This window comes from Actinoallomurus acanthiterrae, from assembly GCF_054775715.1.
The window spans coordinates 3,827,136-3,848,144 of record NZ_BAAHCO010000001.1 but is presented as its reverse complement, the minus strand read 5'-3'; the positions used below and the strand labels follow the sequence as shown (position 1 = coordinate 3,848,144).

General features: G+C 72.4%; 18 protein-coding genes. 8 read left to right on the top strand and 10 right to left on the bottom strand.

All coding sequences use genetic code 11. The features are described 5' to 3' along the window. The 4 genes from ACYVF7_RS18695 to ACYVF7_RS18680 form a co-directional block, all read right to left on the bottom strand. The gene (locus ACYVF7_RS18695; RefSeq protein WP_460341795.1) at positions 1 to 2,979 is read right to left on the bottom strand and encodes an AAA family ATPase; all 2,979 of its coding nucleotides are present in this window, start codon (positions 2,977 to 2,979) and stop codon (positions 1 to 3) included. Further along, positions 2,976 to 4,109, bottom strand: a complete 1,134-nt coding sequence (locus tag ACYVF7_RS18690; protein WP_460341792.1) for an exonuclease SbcCD subunit D — start codon at positions 4,107 to 4,109, stop codon at positions 2,976 to 2,978. The genes ACYVF7_RS18695 and ACYVF7_RS18690 overlap by 4 nt, the downstream gene beginning before the upstream one ends. A gap of 398 nt (positions 4,110 to 4,507) precedes the next feature. Beyond that, positions 4,508 to 5,182 carry a response regulator gene (locus ACYVF7_RS18685; RefSeq protein WP_460341789.1) on the bottom strand — a complete coding sequence of 225 codons (675 nt, stop codon included), beginning with the start codon at positions 5,180 to 5,182 and terminating at the stop codon, positions 4,508 to 4,510. Positions 5,183 to 5,279: 97 nt separating this feature from the next. Beyond that, entirely contained in the window at positions 5,280 to 6,488 is a 1,209-nt protein-coding gene (locus ACYVF7_RS18680) for a sensor histidine kinase (protein WP_460341786.1), read from the bottom strand. A 240-nt stretch (positions 6,489 to 6,728) separates the two neighbouring features. Here ACYVF7_RS18680 and ACYVF7_RS18675 point away from each other — a divergent pair, with 240 nt between their 5' ends. The 3 genes from ACYVF7_RS18675 (at position 6,729) to ACYVF7_RS18665 (ending at position 9,962) form a co-directional block, all read left to right on the top strand. Then, positions 6,729 to 7,643 (top strand): ABC transporter ATP-binding protein, encoded by a 915-nt coding sequence (locus ACYVF7_RS18675; RefSeq protein ID WP_460341784.1) that lies wholly within the window; start codon positions 6,729 to 6,731, stop codon positions 7,641 to 7,643. A 2-nt stretch (positions 7,644 to 7,645) separates the two neighbouring features. Continuing rightward, positions 7,646 to 8,428, top strand: coding sequence for an ABC transporter permease subunit (locus ACYVF7_RS18670; RefSeq protein ID WP_460357996.1), 783 nt, complete (start codon positions 7,646 to 7,648; stop codon positions 8,426 to 8,428). A 100-nt stretch (positions 8,429 to 8,528) separates the two neighbouring features. Next, positions 8,529 to 9,962, top strand: coding sequence for an aldehyde dehydrogenase (locus ACYVF7_RS18665; RefSeq protein ID WP_460341781.1), 1,434 nt, complete (start codon positions 8,529 to 8,531; stop codon positions 9,960 to 9,962). A gap of 126 nt (positions 9,963 to 10,088) precedes the next feature. Here the strand turns inward: ACYVF7_RS18665 and ACYVF7_RS18660 are convergent, their stop codons facing one another. The 5 genes from ACYVF7_RS18660 to ACYVF7_RS18640 form a co-directional block, all read right to left on the bottom strand. Further along, positions 10,089 to 11,195, bottom strand: a complete 1,107-nt coding sequence (locus ACYVF7_RS18660) for an alpha/beta hydrolase family protein (RefSeq protein WP_460341778.1) — start codon at positions 11,193 to 11,195, stop codon at positions 10,089 to 10,091. Positions 11,196 to 11,251: 56 nt separating this feature from the next. Beyond that, positions 11,252 to 12,352: a DUF1648 domain-containing protein gene (locus ACYVF7_RS18655; protein ID WP_460341775.1), complete on the bottom strand. Its 1,101-nt coding sequence runs from the start codon at positions 12,350 to 12,352 to the stop codon at positions 11,252 to 11,254. Between the two features lie 2 nt (positions 12,353 to 12,354). Continuing rightward, positions 12,355 to 12,768, bottom strand: coding sequence for a GntR family transcriptional regulator (locus tag ACYVF7_RS18650; protein WP_460341772.1), 414 nt, complete (start codon positions 12,766 to 12,768; stop codon positions 12,355 to 12,357). A 140-nt stretch (positions 12,769 to 12,908) separates the two neighbouring features. After that, a complete protein-coding gene (locus ACYVF7_RS18645) occupies positions 12,909 to 13,487 on the bottom strand; it encodes a hypothetical protein (RefSeq protein ID WP_460341769.1) in 579 nt (192 codons plus the stop codon). Between the two features lie 131 nt (positions 13,488 to 13,618). Next, entirely contained in the window at positions 13,619 to 14,263 is a 645-nt protein-coding gene (locus tag ACYVF7_RS18640; RefSeq protein ID WP_460341766.1) for a TetR/AcrR family transcriptional regulator, read from the bottom strand. An 11-nt stretch (positions 14,264 to 14,274) separates the two neighbouring features. Here ACYVF7_RS18640 and ACYVF7_RS18635 point away from each other — a divergent pair, with 11 nt between their 5' ends. Together ACYVF7_RS18635 and ACYVF7_RS18630 are read left to right on the top strand one after the other, a co-directional pair. Beyond that, positions 14,275 to 15,384, top strand: coding sequence for an alpha/beta hydrolase (locus ACYVF7_RS18635; RefSeq protein WP_460341763.1), 1,110 nt, complete (start codon positions 14,275 to 14,277; stop codon positions 15,382 to 15,384). Between the two features lie 140 nt (positions 15,385 to 15,524). Further along, positions 15,525 to 16,499: a Gfo/Idh/MocA family protein gene (locus tag ACYVF7_RS18630; protein ID WP_460341759.1), complete on the top strand. Its 975-nt coding sequence runs from the start codon at positions 15,525 to 15,527 to the stop codon at positions 16,497 to 16,499. A 24-nt stretch (positions 16,500 to 16,523) separates the two neighbouring features. Here ACYVF7_RS18630 and ACYVF7_RS18625 read toward each other — a convergent pair whose 3' ends face one another. Beyond that, the gene (locus ACYVF7_RS18625; protein ID WP_460341756.1) at positions 16,524 to 17,417 is read right to left on the bottom strand and encodes a helix-turn-helix transcriptional regulator; all 894 of its coding nucleotides are present in this window, start codon (positions 17,415 to 17,417) and stop codon (positions 16,524 to 16,526) included. Between the two features lie 173 nt (positions 17,418 to 17,590). Here ACYVF7_RS18625 and ACYVF7_RS18620 point away from each other — a divergent pair, with 173 nt between their 5' ends. The 3 genes from ACYVF7_RS18620 (at position 17,591) to ACYVF7_RS18610 (ending at position 20,858) form a co-directional block, all read left to right on the top strand. Further along, positions 17,591 to 17,938 carry a carboxymuconolactone decarboxylase family protein gene (locus tag ACYVF7_RS18620; RefSeq protein WP_460341754.1) on the top strand — a complete coding sequence of 116 codons (348 nt, stop codon included), beginning with the start codon at positions 17,591 to 17,593 and terminating at the stop codon, positions 17,936 to 17,938. Between the two features lie 203 nt (positions 17,939 to 18,141). Beyond that, positions 18,142 to 19,173 (top strand): zinc-dependent alcohol dehydrogenase family protein, encoded by a 1,032-nt coding sequence (locus ACYVF7_RS18615; RefSeq protein WP_460341751.1) that lies wholly within the window; start codon positions 18,142 to 18,144, stop codon positions 19,171 to 19,173. Positions 19,174 to 19,469: 296 nt separating this feature from the next. Beyond that, positions 19,470 to 20,858: a DHA2 family efflux MFS transporter permease subunit gene (locus ACYVF7_RS18610; RefSeq protein WP_460341748.1), complete on the top strand. Its 1,389-nt coding sequence runs from the start codon at positions 19,470 to 19,472 to the stop codon at positions 20,856 to 20,858. The last annotated feature ends 151 nt before the right edge of the window (positions 20,859 to 21,009 follow it).

Genomic DNA, 21,009 nt, shown 5'->3' with positions numbered 1-21,009 from the left:
TCAGGTGCCGACGCCGGTCACGGCGAGGGCCGAGCCCGTACGGGCCTTGCGGACGCGGAGCTGGGCGGGGATGCGGGTGCGCAGCTCGGCGACGTGGCTGACGATGCCGACCGCGCGGCCGCCGTCGCGCAGGCCGTCGAGGACGTCCATCACCTCGTCGAGGGTCTCCTCGTCGAGCGTGCCGAACCCCTCGTCGACGAACAGTGTGCCGATCTCCGCGCCGCCCGCCTCGACGGTCACGACGTCGGCCAGGCCCAGGGCGAGGGCGAGGGAGGCGATGAAGGTCTCCCCGCCGGACAGGGTGGCCGGGTCGCGGCGCTGCCCGGTCCAGGAGTCGATGACGCGCAGGCCGAGGCCGCCGGTGCCGTGGCGGCTCTTCTCGCCCGCCGCGCGCTCGACGGTGTGCTCGAGGATGTAGCGCGCCGAGGACATGCGGGCGAGCCGTTCGTTGGCGGCGGCCACGACCTGCTCCAGCCGGGCGGCCAGGACGTACGCCGACAGCCGCATCCGCGCGGTGTTCAACGCCGGGTCGCCGGAGGCGACGGCGGCGAGCCGGGCCACGACCTCGTGATGGCCGGCGACGGGGCGCCATGCCCCGGCGTGTTCCCGCAGCTCGGCGGCGAGCGCGGTGAGACGGTCGCGGCGGTGCCGGGCGCGGTCGCGCGCCGACGAGACCGCCTGGTGCGCCTGCTCGGCGTCGGCCAGCGCCGACTCGAGGGCGTCGAGGTCGGGCGGCGGCTCGGCGGCGGCCGCGGCGAGCTCGGCGTCGTTCAGCAGCGCGGCGACTCTGGCCTCTTCGTCGTCGTACGCCTTCGCCTGCCGGGTCAGCTCGTCGCGCATGGCGTCGTCGACGACGGCGGAGCGTACGGCGTCGGCCGTGGGGAAGCCCTCGGCCTCGGCGGCGTCGGCGGCCTCCCGCCAGGCGGTGTCGGCGTCGTCCGCGGCGGCCCTCAGCTGTTCGATCGCGGTGGCGGTGCCACGGAGCAGGTCGGCCTCGTCGCCGAGACGGCGGATGCGGGCCTCCAGGGTCGGGTCGTCGCCGCGGGCCGCGTCGAGCCCGGTGCGGAGACGGAGCGTCTCGGCGGTCAGGGCGACGCGGCGCGCGCGGTTCTCCGCGAGCGCGGTCACGACCTCCTCCTGCCGGTCCCGCGCCTCCTCGTACTCGGCGTCGACCTGCCGGAGGTCCTCCTCGAGGCGTTCGGCGTCGGCCTCGGCGGCTGTGAGCGCGGTCAGCTCCTCCTGTGCGCCGGCGACGGCGGTGCGCAGGTCGTCGACGGCCTCGTCCCCGGCGTCCTTGGCCGCCGCGGACTGCTCGGCCCGTAGCTCGGCGAGGCGCGCGGCGATCCGTTCGCGGTCGTCCTGGGTCCTTTCGTACGCGGCCTCGGCGGCCGACTCCGCGTCGTCGTCCGGGATCTCCCCGCCGGCGGTGATGGGTGCCGGGTGCTCGGTGGAGCCGCAGACCCCGCAGGGCTCGCCGGGCCGCAGCTCGTGCGCGAGCCGCGCGGCCATGCCCTCCAGCCTCGCCTGGCGGATCTCCTGGAAGGCGTCGCGGGCGGCCTGGGCGGCGTCGGTCGCGGCGCGGTGCTCCTCGTCCGTCTCCGCGAGCGCCGCCGCCAGCGCGTCGCGCCGCAGCGCGGCCTCCAGCCGCCGGTCGGCGGCCTCGACCGCGGCCTCGGCCACGGGGCGGGCGGCGAGCCGGGCGCGGGTCTGCTCCAGTCGCGCGGACAGGGTCTCGCGGTAGCGCGGGGAGTCGGTGAGGAACAGCGTCAGCTCGGCCTCGCGCGCGTCGAGGTCTGCGCCCTCCGACTCCGCGCCCTTCAGCTCCCGGCCGATCGCGGCCAGCCGGTGCTCGTCGCCGCGCCGCTGCTCGAGGACCGCGACCTCCTCGCGGCGCATCCGCTCCTCCTTGCGCATGACGTCGGCGTCGGCGGTGTCGGAGACCAACCGGGCGACGACCTCCCGCCGCCGGGCGGCCACGCTCTCGGCCTCGGTACGGCGGGCGGCGCGGGCCTCGGCGCCGTGCAGCAGCGGCAGGACGCGGCGGGCGCGCTCGGCCGCGCGCAGCGCGTCGGCCACGGCGGCCCGGGCCGCGGCCCCGTCGGCCAGCGCCGCCGCCCGGGCGTGGGCGTCGGCGTGGCGCCGCCTCCGGTCGGCGACGGCGCGCCCGTGCTCGGCCGCGACCCGTGCCGCCGTCAGGACGCTCGCCGCGGCGGCCACCCGGTCCTCGGCGGCCGTACGGATGTCGTTCATGTGCGCCGACAGCTCGGCCGCCCACGCCGCCAGGGCGTCGGGGTCCAGGTCGGGACGCTCGCCGCCGGCCGCCTCGGCGGCGCGGTCGCCGACGGACCCGGCGGCGGCGCGCAGCACGTCGGCCTCCCGCCCGGTCTCCTGCCGCTTCTCCCGTAGCCACCGCTCGACCTCGGTGAAGGCCTCGGTCGCGAAGAGCCGCTCGAGCACGCCGCGCCGCTTCTCGGCGTCGGCGCGCAGGAACGCCGCGAAGTCGCCCTGCGGCAGCAGCACCACCTGGCAGAACTGCTCCGCCGACATGCCGAGCAGATCACCGATCTTCTGCCCCGCCTCCTCGAAGCGGGTCGACAGGGCCTCCCACTCGCCGCCGCGCCGCTCTTGGAAGAGGACCTTGGCCTTCTCCTCCGTCGTCCCCGTGCCGCGCAGCTTCGGCCGGTCCCAGCGCGGCGACCGGGTGACGCGGAACCGCCGCCCCCGGATCGTCACCTCCAGGACGACCTCCGGCGAACGGTCGGGCGGCGCGTGGTGGCTGCGGAGGTTCTTCGCGTCGTTGCGGACGCTCGGCACCCGGCCGTACAGCGCGAAGCAGACGGCGTCGAGCACACTGGTCTTCCCGGCGCCGGTGGGACCGTTGATGAGGAACAGGCCGGCCTCGGACAGCGCGTCGAAGTCGATCCGCTCGGTCCCGGGGAACGGCCCGAAGGCCGTGATCGTAAGGTGGTGAAGTCTCACCGGGCCGCCTCCACGCGCCGGTGGTGCTCGAACGCCTCGTCCAGCAGCGCGCGCTCGGCCTCGTCCGGCGGCGCGCCACGCACCTCCGCGACGAAGTCGCAGGCTATCTCGGTGCCGGAGCGGCCCTGGACGCGCTCCGCCCAGGTCCGCTCGCCGGTGTCCGTCGTCTCCGCCGGCTCGAAGGCCAGGGCGAGGACGTGCGGGAAGCGGCGGCGCAGGCGGTCCATCGCGCCCGTGGGGCGCTCGGCGTCGGTGAGCGTCACCTGCAGCCAGTGATCCTCGTACGCCGCCCACCGCTCATCGGCGAGCAGTTCGTCGATGCGGCCGCGGAGACGCTTGATCCGGCGGGGCACCGGCGCGTCGACGAACTCGGCGTGGACGGTCTCGCCGAGGTCGACCAGCCAGCTGCCCTTGACGTGTGCGTCCTCGGAGAAGGAGTAGGCCAGCGGGGAGCCGGCGTAGCGCACCCTCTCGGAGAGGGGCTGTGCGCGGTGCAGGTGGCCGAGGGCGGCGTAGTCGACGCCGTCGAACACGCCCATCGGCACGCTGGCGATCCCGCCGATCGCGATGTCGCGCTCGCTGTCGCTCGCCTCGCCCCCGGTGACGAAGGCGTGCGCGAGCACCACCGACCGGCCGCCACGCTCCGCCAGGTCGGCGCGGATCCGGCGCATCGCCTCGGTCAGCGCGGCGCCGTGGCCGCGCTCGGACAGCTCCCACCGGCCCCGGACCACCTCGGGCTCGAGGTAGGGGATGCCGTAGATCGCGGTGCCGTCGTCGAGGAGCACCGGACGGCCGACCGCCTCCGGGTCGGTGCGCAGGTGCACGCCGGCGGCGTCCATCAGGTCGGCCCCGAAGCCCAGCCGCCGCGCGGAGTCGTGGTTGCCGCTGATCACGACGACGCGGACCTTCTCGGCCGTCAGCCGCCGCAGCGCCTCGTTGCACAGCGCGACCGCGTCGACGGGCGGCAGCGCCCGGTCGTACAGGTCGCCGGAGACCAGCACGCAGTCGACCCGCTCGGACCGGACCGTCTCGACGAGGTGGTCGACGAACGCCGCCTGCGCTCCGAGCATGTCCTCGCGGTGGAAGAACCGGCCGAGGTGCCAGTCGGACGTGTGCAGGAGCCGAGGCATGCCCGGCAAGCTAACAGGCCCCACCGACAACACCGACCGCACACGCCGCATGACATCACTTTGGTGACATAAGTCCTTTATGCGGCGATACGCGCCGCCGCTTCACCCGGAAGCGGCGGCCGGCCGTCGTTACGCCGCCTTCCCCAAGTCGGACTTGGCGAGCAGCTGCGCTCGCTCCTCAGGGGTGGCGAGCCGCTCCCACTGCTCGGGGTTCTCCACGAGTCGATGGGGCGGGACGATGCGGGGGTGAACGAGACGGTGTACGACTCGGCGGAACTTAGGCATGGCGGTATCCACTGGCACATCACAATTTGACTGAAGGGACCCCTATTATCGCACGTCACACGAGTTTTAGGCGTCACCGGGGGCGCGTGTCGGAATGATCCCCGGCGAGGCGGTCAGCGCGGGTTCGGCGTGACCAGTCCGCTCTCGTAGGCGACCATCACGAGCTGGGCGCGGTCGCGGGCGGCGAGCTTGGCGAGCAGGTTCCCGATGTGCGTCTTCACCGTCGCCGGGCTGAGGTGCAGATGCTCGGCGATCTCGCCGTTGGACAGGCCGCGCGCGATCAGCGCGAGCACCTCGCGCTCCCGGCCGGTCAGTCCCTCCAGTTCGCGGGCGGGCTGCCGGGCGGGCAGCGGCCTCCGGGCGAACTCCGCGATGAGCCGCCGCGTCACGGCGGGCGCGAGCAGCGCGTCGCCGGAGGCGATGACCCGGATGCCCGCGAGCAGGTCGGCGGGCGGGGTGTTCTTCAGCAGGAAGCCGCTGGCCCCCGCGCGCAGCGCGGAGTGGACGTACTCGTCCAGGTCGAACGTCGTGAGGATGAGCACCCGGACGCCGGGTGGCCCGTCCGGGCCGCAGATCCGCCGGGTCGCCTCGATACCGTCCATCTCCGGCATGCGGACGTCCATCAGGACCACGTCCGGCCGCTCGCGGAAGGCGAACTCGACGGCCTCCGCGCCGGTTCCCGCCTCCCCGACCGCCGTCAGGTCCGCGGCGGTGTCGACGAGGACGCGGAAGCTGCCGCGCAGCAGGGCCTGATCGTCGGCGACCAGGACGCGGACGGGGTCGGTCACAGGCCCTCCGGGACATGGCGAGACCGGTCGTCGCCGACCGGGACAGGGGCCGTCACAGGCCCTCCGGGCTGGGCGTCGCCGACCGGGACAGGGGCGGTCACGGATCCTCCGAGGGGTGGTGGGGCAGGCGGGCAGGCGCCTCTTGCGAGGTCTGGCGGGGTAGGCGGGCCGATACCTCGAACCCGCCCTCGGGACGCGGTCCGGCCGTCAGCGTGCCGCCGTGCATGTGGGCGCGTTCCCGCATCCCGATGATGCCGTGCCCGGGCGTCCCCGGGAGCACGCGGTCCCCCAGCCCGTCATCGGTCACCCGGATCCGTACCTCGTCCTTGTCGCCCTCCACCACGACCCGGCAGTGCGCCGGGGCGGCGTGCCGGACGACGTTGGTCACCGCCTCCTGGACGATCCGGTACACCGAGCGGCCCATCCCCTCGGGCAGGCCGTCCACGCCGTGGACGGTCAGGTCGACGCGGACGCCGGCCATCGCGGCGCGTTCGCGGAGCTCGGGCAGCCCGGCGAGGCCGGGAGCGGGCCGCAACTCGGGGGACGCCTCGTCCGATCGGAGCATGCCGAGCATATGGCGCATCTCGACGAGCGCGTCCCGGCTCGTGGTCTCGATGACGTCCAGGGCGTCGCGTACCTCGGCGTCCTCGTCCCCGGGCGTACGGGACCGCAGAACGTAGCCGGCGACGCCGGCCTTCACGCCGATCAGGCTGAGCGTGTGGGACACCACGTCGTGCAGCTCCCGCGCGATCCGCAGGCGTTCTTCGGTGACGGCGCGTTCGGCGAGTTGCTCGGCCGCCCGTGCGGCGTACGCGCGGCGTTCGCGCACGGCCCGGCCGATCGTCCACGCTCCGCCCAGCACCGGCGGGCCGGTGAGGATCAGGTTCGCGATCCCGCTGCCGTCGCGGGGCCCGGCCATCGTCCCCACGAGCACGCCGAACACGCTGATCCCCGCGATGACCAGCGTGGGCTCCCGCGGATGCCGGGACGCGGTCAGCGCGACCATGTACAGCGCGAACGCGGGGAGGAACAGGGCGTTCCACCCGATCCCGAGGAACATCGCCGCCACGGACGCCGCGAACACGATCCCGAAGACGGGCAGCGGCCACAGGCGCCGTACGGCGACCGGCAGCCCGAGCGCCCCGGCGAGCAGGCAGGTCGCCCACGTCGGCAGGTCCACCGGCCGCGCGAGGGCGACGACGAGCAGGATCAGCGTCGATCCGACGGCGGCCGCGGCGTCGAGGGCGATCAGCCGGCGGCGGCTGAGCCGCCGTGGGAAGACCGGCGGTGGATCGAGGTCGGGCACGGCCCGAACCGTACCGGCCCGTGCCCGCGCCCGCCTCCGACCGGGGTCCCTCATCCCGTGGTCGGATCCCCGCACTCCGGACGCTGCCGTACGCACGCGCCCCCGCCTCCTACCCGAGTCCCTCGTCCCGTGGTCGGATGCCGCCGCTCGCCGGGACACGGCGTACGCGCCACGGAGGAGGCCGTGATTCGGCCGCTGCTCCGAAGCGCCGGAGGGCCGCCGTACGGAAGCGTCGAGACCGTGATCGAAGTGCAGAACCTCACCAAGAGATATGGCGACACGGTCGCGGTCGACCGGCTGTCCTTCACCGTCCGTCCGGGTCAGGTGACCGGCTTTCTCGGGCCGAACGGCGCCGGGAAGTCCACCACGATGCGGATGATGCTGGGCCTCGACCGCCCGGCCGCGGGCCGGGTCCTCATCAGCGGGCGGCCCTACGACCGGCTGACCGAACCGCTGCGGTGGGTCGGGGCGTTGCTCGAGGCCACGGCCGTGCACCGTGGCCGCCGGGCACAGGACCACCTGTCGTGGCTGGCGCGGAGCAACCGGATCCCGAAGACGCGGGTTCGGGAGGTCCTGGCGATGGTCGGGCTGGAGAGCGTCGCCCGGAAGCGGTCCAAGGGATTCTCCCTCGGCATGTCCCAGCGACTCGGCATCGCCGCGGCGCTCCTCGGCGACCCGCCGGTGCTCCTCTTCGACGAACCGCTCAACGGGCTGGACCCCGAGGGCATCGTGTGGATCCGGAACCTGATGAAGAGGCTGGCGGCCGAGGGCAGAACGGTCTTCGTCTCCAGTCATCTCATGAGCGAGATGGCGCTGACCGCCGAGCATCTGGTCGTGATCGGCCGCGGCCGGCTGCTCGCTGACACCACCGCGGCCCAGTTCGTGGCCACCCACACCCGCTCGTTCGTACGGATCCGGACGCCCGAGCCGGAGCGGATGCGTGACGTGCTCAGCGCGGCCGGCGTCACCGTGGCGCAGGCCGCGGACGGCGCGCTCGAGGCGGTCGGGACCGAGGCCGCGACGATCGGTGAGATCGCCGCCGCCAAGGGATTGATCGTGCATGAGGTCGCGACGCAGACCGCCTCATTGGAGGAGGCGTTCATGCGGCTCACTGGAGACGTCGTCGACTACCGGGCTGGAGGTCCGCAGTGGTGAACATGGTTTCCGCGCGAGCGGCCCTCGGCGCCGAATTCATCAAGATCCGCACCGTTCGATCCACGGTCTGGACCCTCGCACTGACCTTCATCCTCAGCGTGGGGCTCGGCGTCCTCTTCTGCCTCGCCATAAGCTCCCGCTTCGACCTGATGGACCAGCGGGCACGCGCCAACTTCGACCCCGTCACGACCGGCTTCTACAGTCTGACGCTCGGCCAGATCGCTCTCGTCGTCTTCGGCGTACTGTGCGTCAGCACCGAGTACACGAGCGGCACGATCCGTGCCTCCCTGGCAGCGGTGCCACACCGGGGCATGTTCTACGGCGCCAAGGTGCTGGCCACGACGGCACTGGCCCTGGTGTTCTCCCTGTTCACCGTCCTGGTGACGTTCTTCACGTCACAGGCCGTGCTCGGCGAGCACGGCACCACTCTCAGCGAGCCGGGAGTACTGCGCGCGGTCGTGTTCGCATGCGTCTATCTGACGCTGCTCTGCGTCTTCGCGATCGGCGTGGCGACCATGCTGCGCAGTACGGCACTCTCGCTGGGGATCATGATCCCGTTGCTCTTCCTCGATTCCCAGGGGCTCGGCAACGCCCCGAAGATCCGGACGGTCCTGCAGTTCCTTCCCGATCAGGTCGGGCAGGTGATGATGCAGGTGGTGAAGCCGGAGAAGTCGTTCATCTCCCATCGCCCCTTCGGGCCGTGGACCGCGCTGGGCATCCTCGTGGTCTGGGCCGTGGCCGCCTGTGCCGGTGGTCACCTTCTCCTACGCCGCCGCGACGCTTGACTTCGGCGTGACGAGGGCCACGGTGGACAGGAGCGGAACGGATGGAGAAGATACCAAGCAAGCACTCGGTCAAAGCTCCTCCCGCCTCCGGAGGTACGGCATGCGTGAACACGATCGGCTCTACATCGGCGGCGAGTGGGTCGCGCCCGCCGGCACCGGCACCATCGACGTCGTCTCCCCCCACACCGAAGAGGTGATCGGCCGGGTCCCCGACGCGACCCCGGCGGACATCGACCGGGCCGTCGCGGCGGCGCGGGAGGCGTTCGACCACGGCCCCTGGCCGCGCATGGCGCCGGCCGAGCGCGCCGCCGTCGTCGCGCGCCTGACCGAGCTGTACGCCGAGCGCCTCGGCGACCTCTCCGAGCTGATCACCGCCGAGATGGGCTCCCCCATCACGTTCTCCCAGCTCGGCCAGACCGGGCAGGCCCACGCCGTCTACGGCTACTTCGCCGAGTTCGGCAAGGGCTTCGCCTGGGAGGAGGAGCGGGCGGGGATGTTCGGGCCGGTCACGGTCCGCCGCGAGCCGGTCGGGGTGGTCGCCGCGATCGTGCCGTGGAACGTCCCGCAGTTCATCATCGCCCTCAAGCTCGCTCCCGCGCTGATCGCCGGCTGCACCATCGTGATCAAGCCGGCGCCGGAGACGCCGCTGGACGGGTACGTCCTCGGCGAGCTGCTGAACGAGGCGGGCGTGCCCAAGGGCGTGGTCAGCATCGTCGCCGCCGGGCGGGAGACCGGAGAGCACCTCGTCCGCCACCCGGACGTCGACAAGGTCGCCTTCACCGGGTCGACCGCGGCCGGCCGGAAGATCGGTGCGATCTGCGGCGAACAGCTGAAGCGCTGCACGCTCGAGCTCGGCGGCAAGTCGGCTGCGATCATCCTCGACGACGCCGACCTCGCCGCGACGATGGGCTGGCTCAAGATGGCGTCGCTGATGAACAACGGCCAGGCGTGCATCGCCCAGACCCGCATCCTCGCGTCCCGTACCCGCTACGACGAGGTCGTCGACGCGCTCGCCGAGACCGTACGTGGGATGAAGGTGGGCGACCCGGCCGACCCGGCGACCGAGATCGGCCCGCTCGTCGCCAAGCGCCAGCAGGAACGGGTCGAGGGCTACATCCGGACCGGCCAGGAGGAGGGCGCCAAGGTCGCGCTCGGTGGTTCCGGACGGCCGTACGACCGCGGCTGGTACGTCACACCCACCGTCTTCGCGGGCGTCACCAACGACATGCGGATCGCCCGCGAGGAGATCTTCGGCCCCGTCCTGACGGTCATCCCGTACGAGGACGAGGCGGACGCGGTGCGGATCGCCAACGACAGCGAGTACGGCCTGGCGGGCACGGTCTGGACGGCCGACAACGACCGCGGTCTGGAGATCGCCCGGCAGGTCCGCACCGGCACGTACGGGGTCAACATGTACATGATCGAGGCGTCGTCCCCGTTCGGCGGATACAAGGGCAGCGGCGTCGGCCGCGAGCTCGGCCCCGAGGGCCTGGCCGCCTACCTGGAGTACAAGTCCATCGCCCGCATGGGCTGACGAGGACGCCATGGACGGTCCTCGCCCGGCTCGACCGGGCGAGGACCGATCCCGGCCGGGCAGGGACCGCGCCCGCCGATCCCGGCCGGGTAAGACCCTGTTCGCCCTCCCGGCCGGGGTTCACGCTCAGCCGAACGTGCCGCGCAGGAACGCCGTCAACCGCGGGGCGACCTGCGGCGCGAAGGGTCGGTTGGGATCCGGATAGTCGGTGGCGGGGTTCGGCGTGCCGGTCACGACCTTGAACACGTGGTCGGCGTCGGGGATATCGGCCCGCTCCGCCCTGTGATCGCCGGCGAGACCGTTCATGAGGCGGCGGACCTCGGAGGCGTCCACCTGGACGTCCTTCGTCCCCCGCAGCACGAGGACCGGGAGGCCAGGCCGCAGGCGGCGTGCCAGGACGAACGGATCCTGCCGGTCGGCTTGGGCCAGGAAGGCCGTGTTCACCGGCGTGAACAGCGACGCCAACGCCGGATCCGCGAAATGGGCCGGCGGCTTCCCGGTCGTCCTGATGGCGCCGACCACGACCCGCAGATCACGGATGTAGGCCGCCGCGGTCGCCGTCGGCAACCGGCCCGCCGACTGCGCCGCGCGGTACTGCTCGGTGAGCTGCCGCGACAGCACGTCGAGGTAGCGGTGGCCGGGCGGCGCGGCGAGGACGAGTGCCCGGGGCGCCTCCGGCGTGCCCCTGAGCCGGTCGGCGAGCCAGAGGGCGAACAGCGCGCCCTCACTGTGACCCACCACGATGAGGCGACGCCGGTCCACCTCGCGTTGGCGCGCGAGAGTCCGGTAGGCGTCCAGTGCCTCCTGCGCGTAGAGGTCGAAGTCGATCCCCTTGCCGCCCGCGTGGGAACCGAGCCCGGCGGCGCCGGAGCCGATCTTGTCATAACGGAGCGAGGCGACACCCGCGCCTGCAAGCGCCGCCGCGAAGTTGCGGTTCGTGTCCAGGTGGGGGTACGTCGGGTCGTTGCCGTCACGGTTTGTCGGCCCGCTGCCCGAGATGATCAGTGCACCGGGGACCGGCCCGCCCGCACTGGAGGGCGACCGGACCGTCGCGGGCAGCGTGTCGGGTCCGCTGGTGAAGGTGAGGTCGCGTGTCAGATCTCCGGTCTCGGTGGCGTGGGCCACGCTCGTGGCTCGATGGGTGCCGCCCTGGCCACCGCACGAGGAGCAGGCCAGGGCCACGGTGAGCGCGATGACGCCACGACGGATTCCGGAAATGGTGGTCGACGGCATTGGGACGTTCCTTCGGAAAGAGGGTCGATGGAGGAATGAATCGAGTGCGGGACGGGTCACCGGGTGAACGCGCCGATGAGGGGGACGACGGCGATCAGGACGAGAGTCGCGCCGAGCAGCACCCACGACAGGGGCCGCGCCATGTTGAGCGTCCACCCGATGCCGAACCGCTTCGGCACGAACAGCGCCGGGTCGTCGCGGTTGTAGTAGACGAGTCCCCACCGGTAGAAGCGGTCGTCGTCCTGGTTGACCGGTGCCGGACGGCGGCCGGCGCCGGGGACGCCGGTACGGGCGGGGCCGAGGCGGAGGCGACTGCCGCCCTGTCCCATGCGGACGACGACGACCAGCAGCACCGCCACGCCGAGCGCCGTCGCCGTGGGAACCCCCACCGCGACGACCGGCCCGGCTTCGACCAGGTGCCAGGTCTGCAGGGCGACGAGGAGGAAGGTCAGGTTCAGGAAGGCGCCCATGGCCAGCATCACGCGGGCCATCGCGGAGACGAACCGCCGATGCCGGGTCGCCGCCTGCGGGTCCTCTGCGTCGAGCCGGGCCCGGCTCCGGAGCGCCGCCCACGCGATCACCGCCACCAACGCGGTCACCAGGACCTGGGCGATCACCGAGCCGAACACCGTCCCGATCGACTTGTCCGCGAAGTGGTCCGGGTGCCCCGACATCGTGACGTGCGTCGGCAGCCGGTCGGGCATTCGCGGGTATTCGACGACTCCGAGCACGGGCGTGACCGCGGCGAGCAGGAGTGAGGGGAGGGCCCAGCGCCATGGGTAGCGTTCGGGATCGGTCCGGAGCGAGGTGTCGACGACCGTCACCTGCCGCCGGCCGGTGAACCAGCCTTCGGAGGTCTTCGCCTCCCTGATCGCGCGGTGGGCCGCCAGGTACAGGACCAGCCCGACCGCGAGGAGCGCGCCGACGGCGATCGTTCCGGCCATCGGGGCGCGCAGCAGGACGACGGCGACCGCCGCGGCGACGGTGGCGACCGCCGTACCGACCCGGTAGCGACGCCGCCAGGCGTCGACGACCGGCGCGTGCGCGTGGTCGAGCGGCACGCGGACCCCGAAGGGCAGGGTGGGCGGGACGAGCGACGGGATCAGCCAGTGCACGACCCCGATGAGAAGGACGGGGAAGAGTGTGACGCCGGTCATCGCTACCTCTCAGTGGTCGGCCGGACGGGCGATCCGGCGGGGAATCCGTCGAGAATCCGCTGCACGCGGTCCGTGACGTCACTCGGGTCGAGCCCCTTGGCGACCGCCTCGGCGAGGAGCGTGCGGGCCCGCTCCTCCCATTCGTCCGCCACGCCGGCCGGGGGCGGGCCGGTGAAGGCGTCGCGGATGACGACCGCCCCGGTACGCCGGGCGAGGCGGATCAGTCCCTCGCGGCGCAGCAGGTCGTACGCCTTGTTGACGGTGTGCATGTTGATGCCCAGGTCCGCCGCGAGTTGCCGCGTCGCGGGCAGTGAGTCCCCGACGTGGAGGCGCCCGTCCGCGATCGCCTCCACGATGCGATCGCGTAGCTGCTGGTAGAGCGGCACATCGCCGTCCACCTCAAGAGTCAAGATCACCGCGCCTCCCAGCACAGACTCTTTGTTATAGAAAAACTATAACAAAGAGTCGAGGCGATCGGCACAGTGAGGAGGAGCCGCTCACCGCTCCAATCGTGAGCCCGGCCCGCAGGCCCCCAGGAACTCCCGCGCCCGCCGCGCTACGGCACGTACGGGCCCATCGGCCGGGCCGCGAGCCGCGTGCGGTGACGGTTCCGTCGCACGGCGACGACGATGATCGTGGCCACGCCGCTGAAGATGCCGACCATGAAGAACCCGATCGACGACAGGATCCCGACGACGAGCCGGGACGGCCGCGGGGCCTGGCCGACCGCGTACCGCCCGTCGCCTCCGGTGCACGTCACCCGGTACTCACCGGCGGCCGAAACGTGGACGAGGCCCGCCACCTGCCAGCTCTCGCCGTTGCTCGACGTCGTGAACCGGTAACCCGGCCGGGTGACGGACACGGCCTGGCCCGAGGCGGAGGCCACCCGGCAGTCCGCACCGCCGTACGATCCTTCGGGCACGTAAACGGCGGCGTCCGGCTTCAGGGACACGGTGACGGTCTCACCGGCACCGAACTTCTTGTCGCGGGATCCCGCGCCGGTGGTGATGCCGAACACCAGCATCACCACGCCGAGCGCGACGCCGACGACGATGCAGAGCGCCGCGACGACGAACCACGCCCGCCGTGGCCGCACCTGGGCCGGATCGAAGGCATTCGGGGTCCCCGGGTACATGGCCTCGCTCCGATCGAGTCGACGGACTACCACTACCCCTGACGGTGGCGGAACGTCACAGGTTCCGCTCGGCGCGGGAGCCCGCCGCCGAGCCCGCGATCAGCCGATGAGCGAACTGCCCGGGAACACCGTCACCGAAGCGCGCGAAGGCACAGGACGACGATCGCCTCGACGCACTCCCCCGGCGTACGCCCGGTGGGAGGGTCCAGCACCGCGCCGTGCACCTGCGCGTCGATGGCCTGCACGAGCAGCAGCGCGGTCAGGGCCTCGTCCGGCCCGCCCGTGCCCAGTCGGCGCAGCTGGAACTCCACCTCCGCGGCGAGCGTGAGCTGCAGTTCGCGGATCCGGTGGGCGGCCTCGGGCGGCCGGGGCGCCTGGTCGTACAGCAGCCGGTGCGTGTGCGGGTCGATCTCGTGCAGGTCGGCGACGGCGCCCACCAGCGTGCGCACCGTCTCCTCCAGCGGCGGAGCGGTCTCCCTGAGGCGAGCGAACACCGCCAGCAGGTGGTCGGCGAGCTGGTGGACGTGCCGCTCGCCGAGGGCGTACAGGAGGGCGTCCTTGTTCGGGAAGTACTGGTACAGCGAGCCGATGGACACTCCGGCCCGCTCGGCGATCTTGTTGGTGGTCGCCGCGGAGTAGCCGAGACGTTCGAAAACCTGAGCAGCGGCGTCGAGGATCGCCGTGTAGGTCTCCTGGGACCGCAGCTGGCGCGGTCTTTTCCGTGGCGTCTGGATGAGGGGTCCAATGCGAGTTGTCAGATACTGAGGATTGCTCACATTCTAGAGGCATGTTCACCTTTCCCGCCGATCCACAGGCGACCTTCGACGAGCGGGCCCCGCAGTTCGCCGCATGGGGCATCCCCCGCGACCTGATCGCGCGGGCACGCGCCGACATCCACGACATGTGGGGCACCGGGCCTGGCGGCTGGGTGCCCGTGTGGGCCTCCCACGCCGAGCGCGCCGAACGCGACGGCGCCTGGCTGCGCGCCGCGCTGCTCTGGGGCGCCGCGCGGTTCCCCTCGCTCGCCACCGAGGAGCGGCAGGCGGCACTGGAGCGTCAGCTCGCCGCGTACCGCCGGGTGCGCTTCCCTGTGCGGTTCGAGCGGCGGGTCCTCGAGGTCCCGTACGGCGACGGCGCCACCCCGGTCCCGGTCCACCTCTTCGAACGCAACCATGGCAGGCGGCGCGGGATCCTCGTGCTGTCCGGCGGCGTCGACACGTGGAAGGTCGAACTGCACCGGCTGGCCGTCACGACCGCCCGCGCGACGGGGCTGCTCGTCGCCGCGCTCGACATGCCCGGCACCGGCGAGTCCCGCGTCCCGCTCGACCGGGACGGCGACCGCGTCCTCGCCGGAGTGGTCGCGGCGCTCCGCGAGACGTACGCGGCGCCGATCGGCTTCCTCGGCCTGAGCTTCGGCGGGCACTGGGCCGCCAAGCTGGCCATGCTCGGCGACGTCGACGCCGCGGTCGACATCGGCGGCCCGACCGGTCTCGCCGACGAGCCCGTCGACGTCCTGAACCTCCCGTACGGCATGGCGGGCATCGTCGGGAACGCCATGGGCCTCGACGCGCTGCCCGCCCCGGACGAGGTGCCGAAGCTGCTGGAGCGCTTCTCCCTGCGCCGCCTCGCCGAACGGCCCGGCACCACCCCGCTGCTCGCCGCCAACGGCGCCCACGACCAGTACATCCCGCGCGGCGACACCACCGGCCTCGCCCGCCGCCCCCACACGACGGTGTGGATCGTCCGCGACGCCACGCACTGCGCGCCCGAGCACTTCCGCCCGCTGGTCGTCGCCGCCTGGGGCTGGCTGCTGGCCCGGCTGGCACCGGAGCGCCCGGCCGTACGGCTCGCCGAGCCCCTCCTCACGGCCCCGGTGCGCCGGCTGCTGGCGGCCTGAACCCCGCCCGATGCACCGACCGGCGGCCAGAACCCACCTCGCATGCACCGACCGCGGCTGACCTGAACCCGCGCGATGCGCCGGGTCGGCCGAGCCCCCGCGGATTCCCGCCCAGGCCGCCGACCCGTACGATCCCGGTCATGACGATTCGGTGGGGAATCCTCGGGACCGGTGGCATCGCGCGCACGTTCACCGAGGACCTGCTCCTGCACGGCCACAAGGTGGCGGCGGTCGGCTCGCGCGCCCCGCACACCGCCGAGGCGTTCGCCGACCGCTACGGCATCGCGAACGCGTACGGGTCGTACGCCGAGTTCGCCGCCGACGACGAGGTCGACGTCGTCTACGTCGCGACGCCGCACAGCGGCCACTACGACGCGGCCCGCCTGTGCCTGGAGGCCGGTCGCGGGGTGCTGGTGGAGAAGCCGTTCACCACGAATGCGGCCGACGCGGAGGCGCTCGTCGCCCTCGCGCGCGACCGCGGCCTGTTCGCCATGGAGGCGATGTGGACGCGGTTCAACCCGATCGTCACCCGGCTGCGCGAGCTGGTCGCCGACGGCGCCATCGGCGAGGTGAAGGCGGTGTACGCCGACTTCTCCTTCGCCGCGGAGTACGACCCGGAGCACCGGCTCTGGGCGCCCGAACTCGCCGGTGGCGCACTGCTCGACCTGGGCATCTACCCGGTGTCCTTCGCGTGGATGCTGCTCGGCGAGCCCGACAGCGTGCAGGCGGTCACGACGAGCGCCCCGACCGGCGTCGACGCCAACACCGGCATCCTGCTCGGCTACACCTCGGGCGCGGTGGCACTGCTGCACTGCGGCCTGCTCGCCGACTCACCGCAGACCGCGACGGTCGTCGGCACCACCGGCCGCGTCGAAATCGCCGCACCGTTCTGGGTGACGTCGGCCATGACCCTGCACCGGCCGGGCGCGGAGCCCGAGACCTTCACCGTCGACCTGCCGGGCCACGGCTACGTCTACCAGGCCGAGGAGGTCGCCCGCTGCCTCGAAGCCGGCCTCACCGAGTCACCCGTCATGCCCCTCGACGAAACCGTCGCCATCGTCCGCACCCTCGACCAGATCGCCGCCAGCTTCACGCCCGCGGCGGACGGTGGTTGAGCGCGGCGTCTCAGTCGGCGCAAATCAGCTGCCCGGGGTGCGTTGGTCGCTCTCGTGGGCCGGCACGGCCTCGTCGGAGGTGGCGGCCCAGCTGGCGAGGAGCTTGAGCGTGTCGTGGGCGGGTGTGCCAGGTTCGGCGCTGAAGGCGGTGAGGGTCAGGCCAGGGTCGGCGGGCAGGGGCATGGCTTCGAAGGGGAGAGTGAGGTCACCGACGGCGGGGTGGTGGAAGTTCTTGACGCCGGTGTGATGCAGGCGGACGTTGTGCGCGGCCCACAGGGTGCGGAATTCCGCACTGCGGGTGGCGAGTTCGCCGATGAGGTCGGTCAGGGCGCGGTCGTAGGGGTCGCGGCCTGCTTCGGTGCGCAGCAAGGCCACGGTGGTGTGGGCGGATTCTTCCCAGTCTGGGTAGAAGTCGTGGGCGCGGGGGTTGAGGAAGCGGAAGCGGGCGAGGTTGACCGGCCGGACCGGGTCGTCGAAGACCGGTGCGTACAGGGCGCGGCCGAGCCGGTTTGACGCGACGATGTCCAGGCGCCCGTTGCGTACGTACGCGGCCGTGTCGGTCATCGAGTCCAGAAGTCGCTGGATGCCGGGCCGGATCTTCTGCTGGGTCGGGTGGCGGCGAGTGCGGGGGGTGGCGTTCGCGGTGCGGGCCAGGTCGAACAGGTGGGCGCGTTCGGCCTCGTCCAGTTGGAGGGCGCGGGCGAGGGCTTCCAGGACGCTTTCGGAGACTCCGCTGAGGTTGCCTCGTTCCAGGCGGGCGTAGTACTCGGCACTGACCCCGGCGAGCATGGCGACTTCTTCGCGGCGTAGGCCGGGGACGCGTCGGTTGGCGCCGTAGGCGGGCAGGCCGGCCTGCCGGGGTGTGATCTTGGCTCGCCGCGAGGCCAGGAACTCGCGGACCTCACTGCGGTTGTCCATGTCTTCCGAGGTTAGGCGGGTCTCCGGCGCCGTGGGGTGTTCTGTCAGTACACGGAACAGCAGGAACTCCCGCGCTGTCGCCTCCAGAGGTTTCCTGGCTAGTGCCGGAAGTGCGCGGGCGGCCCCGCCCGTCTCGCCGGAGCCCATGACCGACGTACCGAAAGGCACAGACGATGACAGAGACCACAGGGAGTCCGCAGCCCTCCGGCGCCCGGACGCTGCTCGGCGATTTCGCTCCCAAGCTGGTGGAGTTGACCGATGAGGTCCTGTTCGGGGACGTGTGGGAGCGTCCGGGGCTGTCGGCGCGCGACCGCAGCCTGGTCACCGTCACCACTTTGGCGGCGCTCTACCGCACCGATCAGCTCGACTTCCACCTGCGTACGGCGCTGAAGAACGGCCTGAGCAAGGACGAACTGGTCGAGGCCCTGACCCACCTGGCCTTCTACGCCGGGTGGCCCAGCGCCATGAGCGCGGTCACTCAGCTGAAAAGCATCGTCGAGGAAGCCGGCCCGGCCGCCTGACCACCCCGCCGCACGCCCGTGGCCTGCGCGGCGGTACATCCGATGAAGGAGACCCGATGGAGATTTTGAAGCAGCCTCCGACCATGAAACCGACGCCGAGTACGCCGGCCCCCGCGTCAGCGCCCGCACCTGACCGGGCCGACGATCGTAGATCGCGGCGACCTGTCTCTGAAGATTGCAGCACCGAGAAGTAAGGATTCATCATGCGTGGAGCTGTCCTGTTCGCTCCCGGGGACGTGCGCGTCGAGCAACGCGACGACCCGAAGATCATTCACCCGACCGACGCGATCATCCGCACGGTGGCCGCCTGCGTGTGCGGCTCGGACCTATGGGACTACCGCGGCATCAACCCCGTCACCCAGCCGACGCCGATGGGGCACGAGTACGTCGGCGTCGTCGAGGAGGTCGGCGACCAGGTGGGTCAGGCCGAGCCGGGGCAGTTCGTCATCGGCTCGTTCTTCGCCTCGGACAACACCTGCGAGATCTGCCGGGCCGGCTACCAGAGTTCGTGCGTCCACCGCGAGTACGTCGGCGCCGGCGGCGCACAGGCCGAGCTGCTGCGCGTGCCGCTCGCGGACGGCACCTTGGTGGCCACCCCCAAGACGCCCTCCGATGACCTGGTCCCCAGCCTGCTCGCTGCCTCCGACGTGCTCGGGACCGGCTGGTTCGGTGCGATCGCCGCCCAGGCGGGGCCCGGCAAGACGGTCGCGGTGGTCGGCGACGGAGCGGTGGGCCTGCTCGCGGTGCTGGCAGCCAGGCAGCTGGGCGCCGAGCGGATCATCGCGATGAGCCGGCACGCATCCCGGCAGAAGCTCGCGACAGAGTTCGGCGCCACCGACATCGTGACCGAGCGCGGTGATGAGGGCATGGCCAAGGTCAAGGAGCTCACCGGCGGAATGGGAGCGCACTCGGTGATCGAGGCGGTCGGCACTCAGGAGTCGATGATGCAGGCCATCCGCTCCACCCGCCCCGGCGGCCACGTCGGCTACGTCGGCGTCGCCCACAGCGTGCAGCTGCCCGGCGAGGAACTGTTCTACTCCCACGTGCACCTGCACGGCGGCCCCGCCCCGGTACGCCGGTTCCTGCCCGAGCTGATCGACCTCATCTGCAACCGGGCCATCGACCCGGGCAAGGTCTTCGACCTGTCTCTCCCGCTCGACCAAGCGGCCGAAGGCTACCGCGCCATGGACGAACGCCGCGCCATCAAGGCCCTCCTGCGTCCTGGCGCCAGGTGAGGTCAGAGAACGCCGGCAACAAACCGCTGCGATCACCCCGGGCCCGTGTCCCCCGGTCGCTGAAGCCGCCGGAGGCGACCCATCCGGCCAGTCCAAGGGCAGCGTGGGGTGTTCTGCCAGTACACGGGACGACAGGGACTCCCTCACCCGCCCCACCTGCGGTTTCCTCGGGAATGCCCAGGCGCTGAGGACCGGCTGCCCGTCCTGGCTCCGCGCTTCGGCCCCGCCGTCAAGCGGCTGTCGTAGCCCTGAGTAACCCGCCTGTTCGCCCATTCTCCCTTTCGAAGAGATCACCGATGATGTCCAAGCCGCGCACCGTCTCCACGACCGCTGTTATCGATGCCGCCCGGTCCCGAGCCTTTTCCGGTGCGGCGCTGGCCGCCGCCGTGCTCGGCTTCTTCGTCGTCACCCTCGACGCCGTCATCGTCAACGTCGCCCTGCCCTCCATCCGGCATGACGTCGGCGGCGGCATCACCGGGCTGCAGTGGGTCGTCGACGGCTACACGCTGATGTTCGCCGCGCTGCTGCTGTCCGCCGGCTCGTTGACCGACCGCGCCGGCGCGCGCCGCGCCTTCGGCACCGGGCTGATGGTCTTCGCACTCGCCTCGGCGGCCTGTGGCCTGGCGCCGAACCTGGGCGCGCTGGTCGCCGCCCGGTTCGTCCAGGGCGCGGCGGCCGCCGTGATGATGCCCTCCTCGATGGCGCTGATCGGCCACGCCTACCCGGACCCGGTCCGGCGAGGGCGTGCGGTCGCGGTGTGGGCGATGGGCGGCGCCATCGCCTCCTCCTGCGGTCCCGTCCTGGGCGGCCTGCTGACCCTGCTCACCTGGCGGCTGATCTTCTTCATCAACCTGCCCGTCGCCGCGGCGGCCCTGATCCTGCTCGCCCGCACGGAGCGCTCGCCACACCGGCCCGTCCCCTTCGACCGGGTCGGCCAGGTCACCGCGGTGCTGGCGATGGGCGGCCTGACCTACGGCGCGATCGAGGCCGGCGCCGCCGGCTTCGCCGCGCCCCGGGTGATCGCCGCGTTCGCGGTGGCGGTCGTGGCGCTTGCCGCCTTCCTCACCGCCCAGGCGCGCGGCGCTCACCCGATGGTGCCCCTCGACCTGTTCCGCTCTCGCACGGTGGCGGTCAGCGTGGTCGTCGGCTTCGCGTTCGTCGTCGGTTACTACGGGCTGCCATTCGTGATGAGCCTCTACCTTCAGCAGTCGCGGGGCCTTTCGGCACTGGCCACCGGCGCGGCGTTCCTGCCGATGATGCTCACCGGCACCGCCCTGACCCCGTTCAGCGCGCGCATCGCCGAAAGACTCGGCGCGCGGGCCCTCGTCACCGCCGGCCTGGTCCTCATGGCGGCGGGCCTGGCGATGCTCGCCCTCGCGCCCACCTCCATACCGGTCTGGGCGCTGGCCGCCCTGATGGTCCTGGTCGGACTGGCCGGCCCGCTCGTAATGCCACCGGTGACCGCCGTCCTGCTGAGCGCCGTCCCGAACCACCGTGCCGGGGTCGCCAGCGGCGTGTTCAACACCAGCCGGCAGGTCGGCGGCGCCCTGGCCGTCGCCGTCTTCGGCGCGCTGCTCGCCCAACCGGCCGGCTTCCTACCGGGCCTGCGCACCAGCCTGCTCATCGCCGCCGCGGCCGCACTGGCCGCCGCAGCCGCCAGCCGACTGCTCAGATCGGCCCCCTAACGACGACATGAGGTACGCACTCGAACCGACCACAACTCACCAGGCCGCTACGGCTGCGGTGCGACGACGCCACGGAAGTGCACCAGGCCACCACGGCGGCGACCGACCGTGTCGGCAGCGGTGGGGCGATCACCTGCCTAGCGAAGGAGAT

Excerpts from the sequence above, each read along its gene's own strand:
- ACYVF7_RS18615 (WP_460341751.1), top strand. The coding sequence starts at position 18,142 with ATGCGTGGAGCTGTCCTGTTCGCTCCCGGGGACGTGCGCGTCGAGCAA.
- ACYVF7_RS18665 (WP_460341781.1), top strand. The coding sequence starts at position 8,529 with ATGCGTGAACACGATCGGCTCTACATCGGCGGCGAGTGGGTCGCGCCC.
- ACYVF7_RS18635 (WP_460341763.1), top strand. The coding sequence starts at position 14,275 with ATGTTCACCTTTCCCGCCGATCCACAGGCGACCTTCGACGAGCGGGCC.
- ACYVF7_RS18660 (WP_460341778.1), bottom strand. The coding sequence starts at position 11,195 with ATGCCGTCGACCACCATTTCCGGAATCCGTCGTGGCGTCATCGCGCTC.
- ACYVF7_RS18625 (WP_460341756.1), bottom strand. The coding sequence starts at position 17,417 with ATGGACAACCGCAGTGAGGTCCGCGAGTTCCTGGCCTCGCGGCGAGCC.
- ACYVF7_RS18630 (WP_460341759.1), top strand. The coding sequence starts at position 15,525 with ATGACGATTCGGTGGGGAATCCTCGGGACCGGTGGCATCGCGCGCACG.
- ACYVF7_RS18655 (WP_460341775.1), bottom strand. The coding sequence starts at position 12,352 with ATGACCGGCGTCACACTCTTCCCCGTCCTTCTCATCGGGGTCGTGCAC.
- ACYVF7_RS18645 (WP_460341769.1), bottom strand. The coding sequence starts at position 13,487 with ATGTACCCGGGGACCCCGAATGCCTTCGATCCGGCCCAGGTGCGGCCA.
- ACYVF7_RS18670 (WP_460357996.1), top strand. The coding sequence starts at position 7,646 with ATGGTTTCCGCGCGAGCGGCCCTCGGCGCCGAATTCATCAAGATCCGC.
- ACYVF7_RS18690 (WP_460341792.1), bottom strand. The coding sequence starts at position 4,109 with ATGCCTCGGCTCCTGCACACGTCCGACTGGCACCTCGGCCGGTTCTTC.
- ACYVF7_RS18620 (WP_460341754.1), top strand. The coding sequence starts at position 17,591 with ATGACAGAGACCACAGGGAGTCCGCAGCCCTCCGGCGCCCGGACGCTG.
- ACYVF7_RS18610 (WP_460341748.1), top strand. The coding sequence starts at position 19,470 with ATGATGTCCAAGCCGCGCACCGTCTCCACGACCGCTGTTATCGATGCC.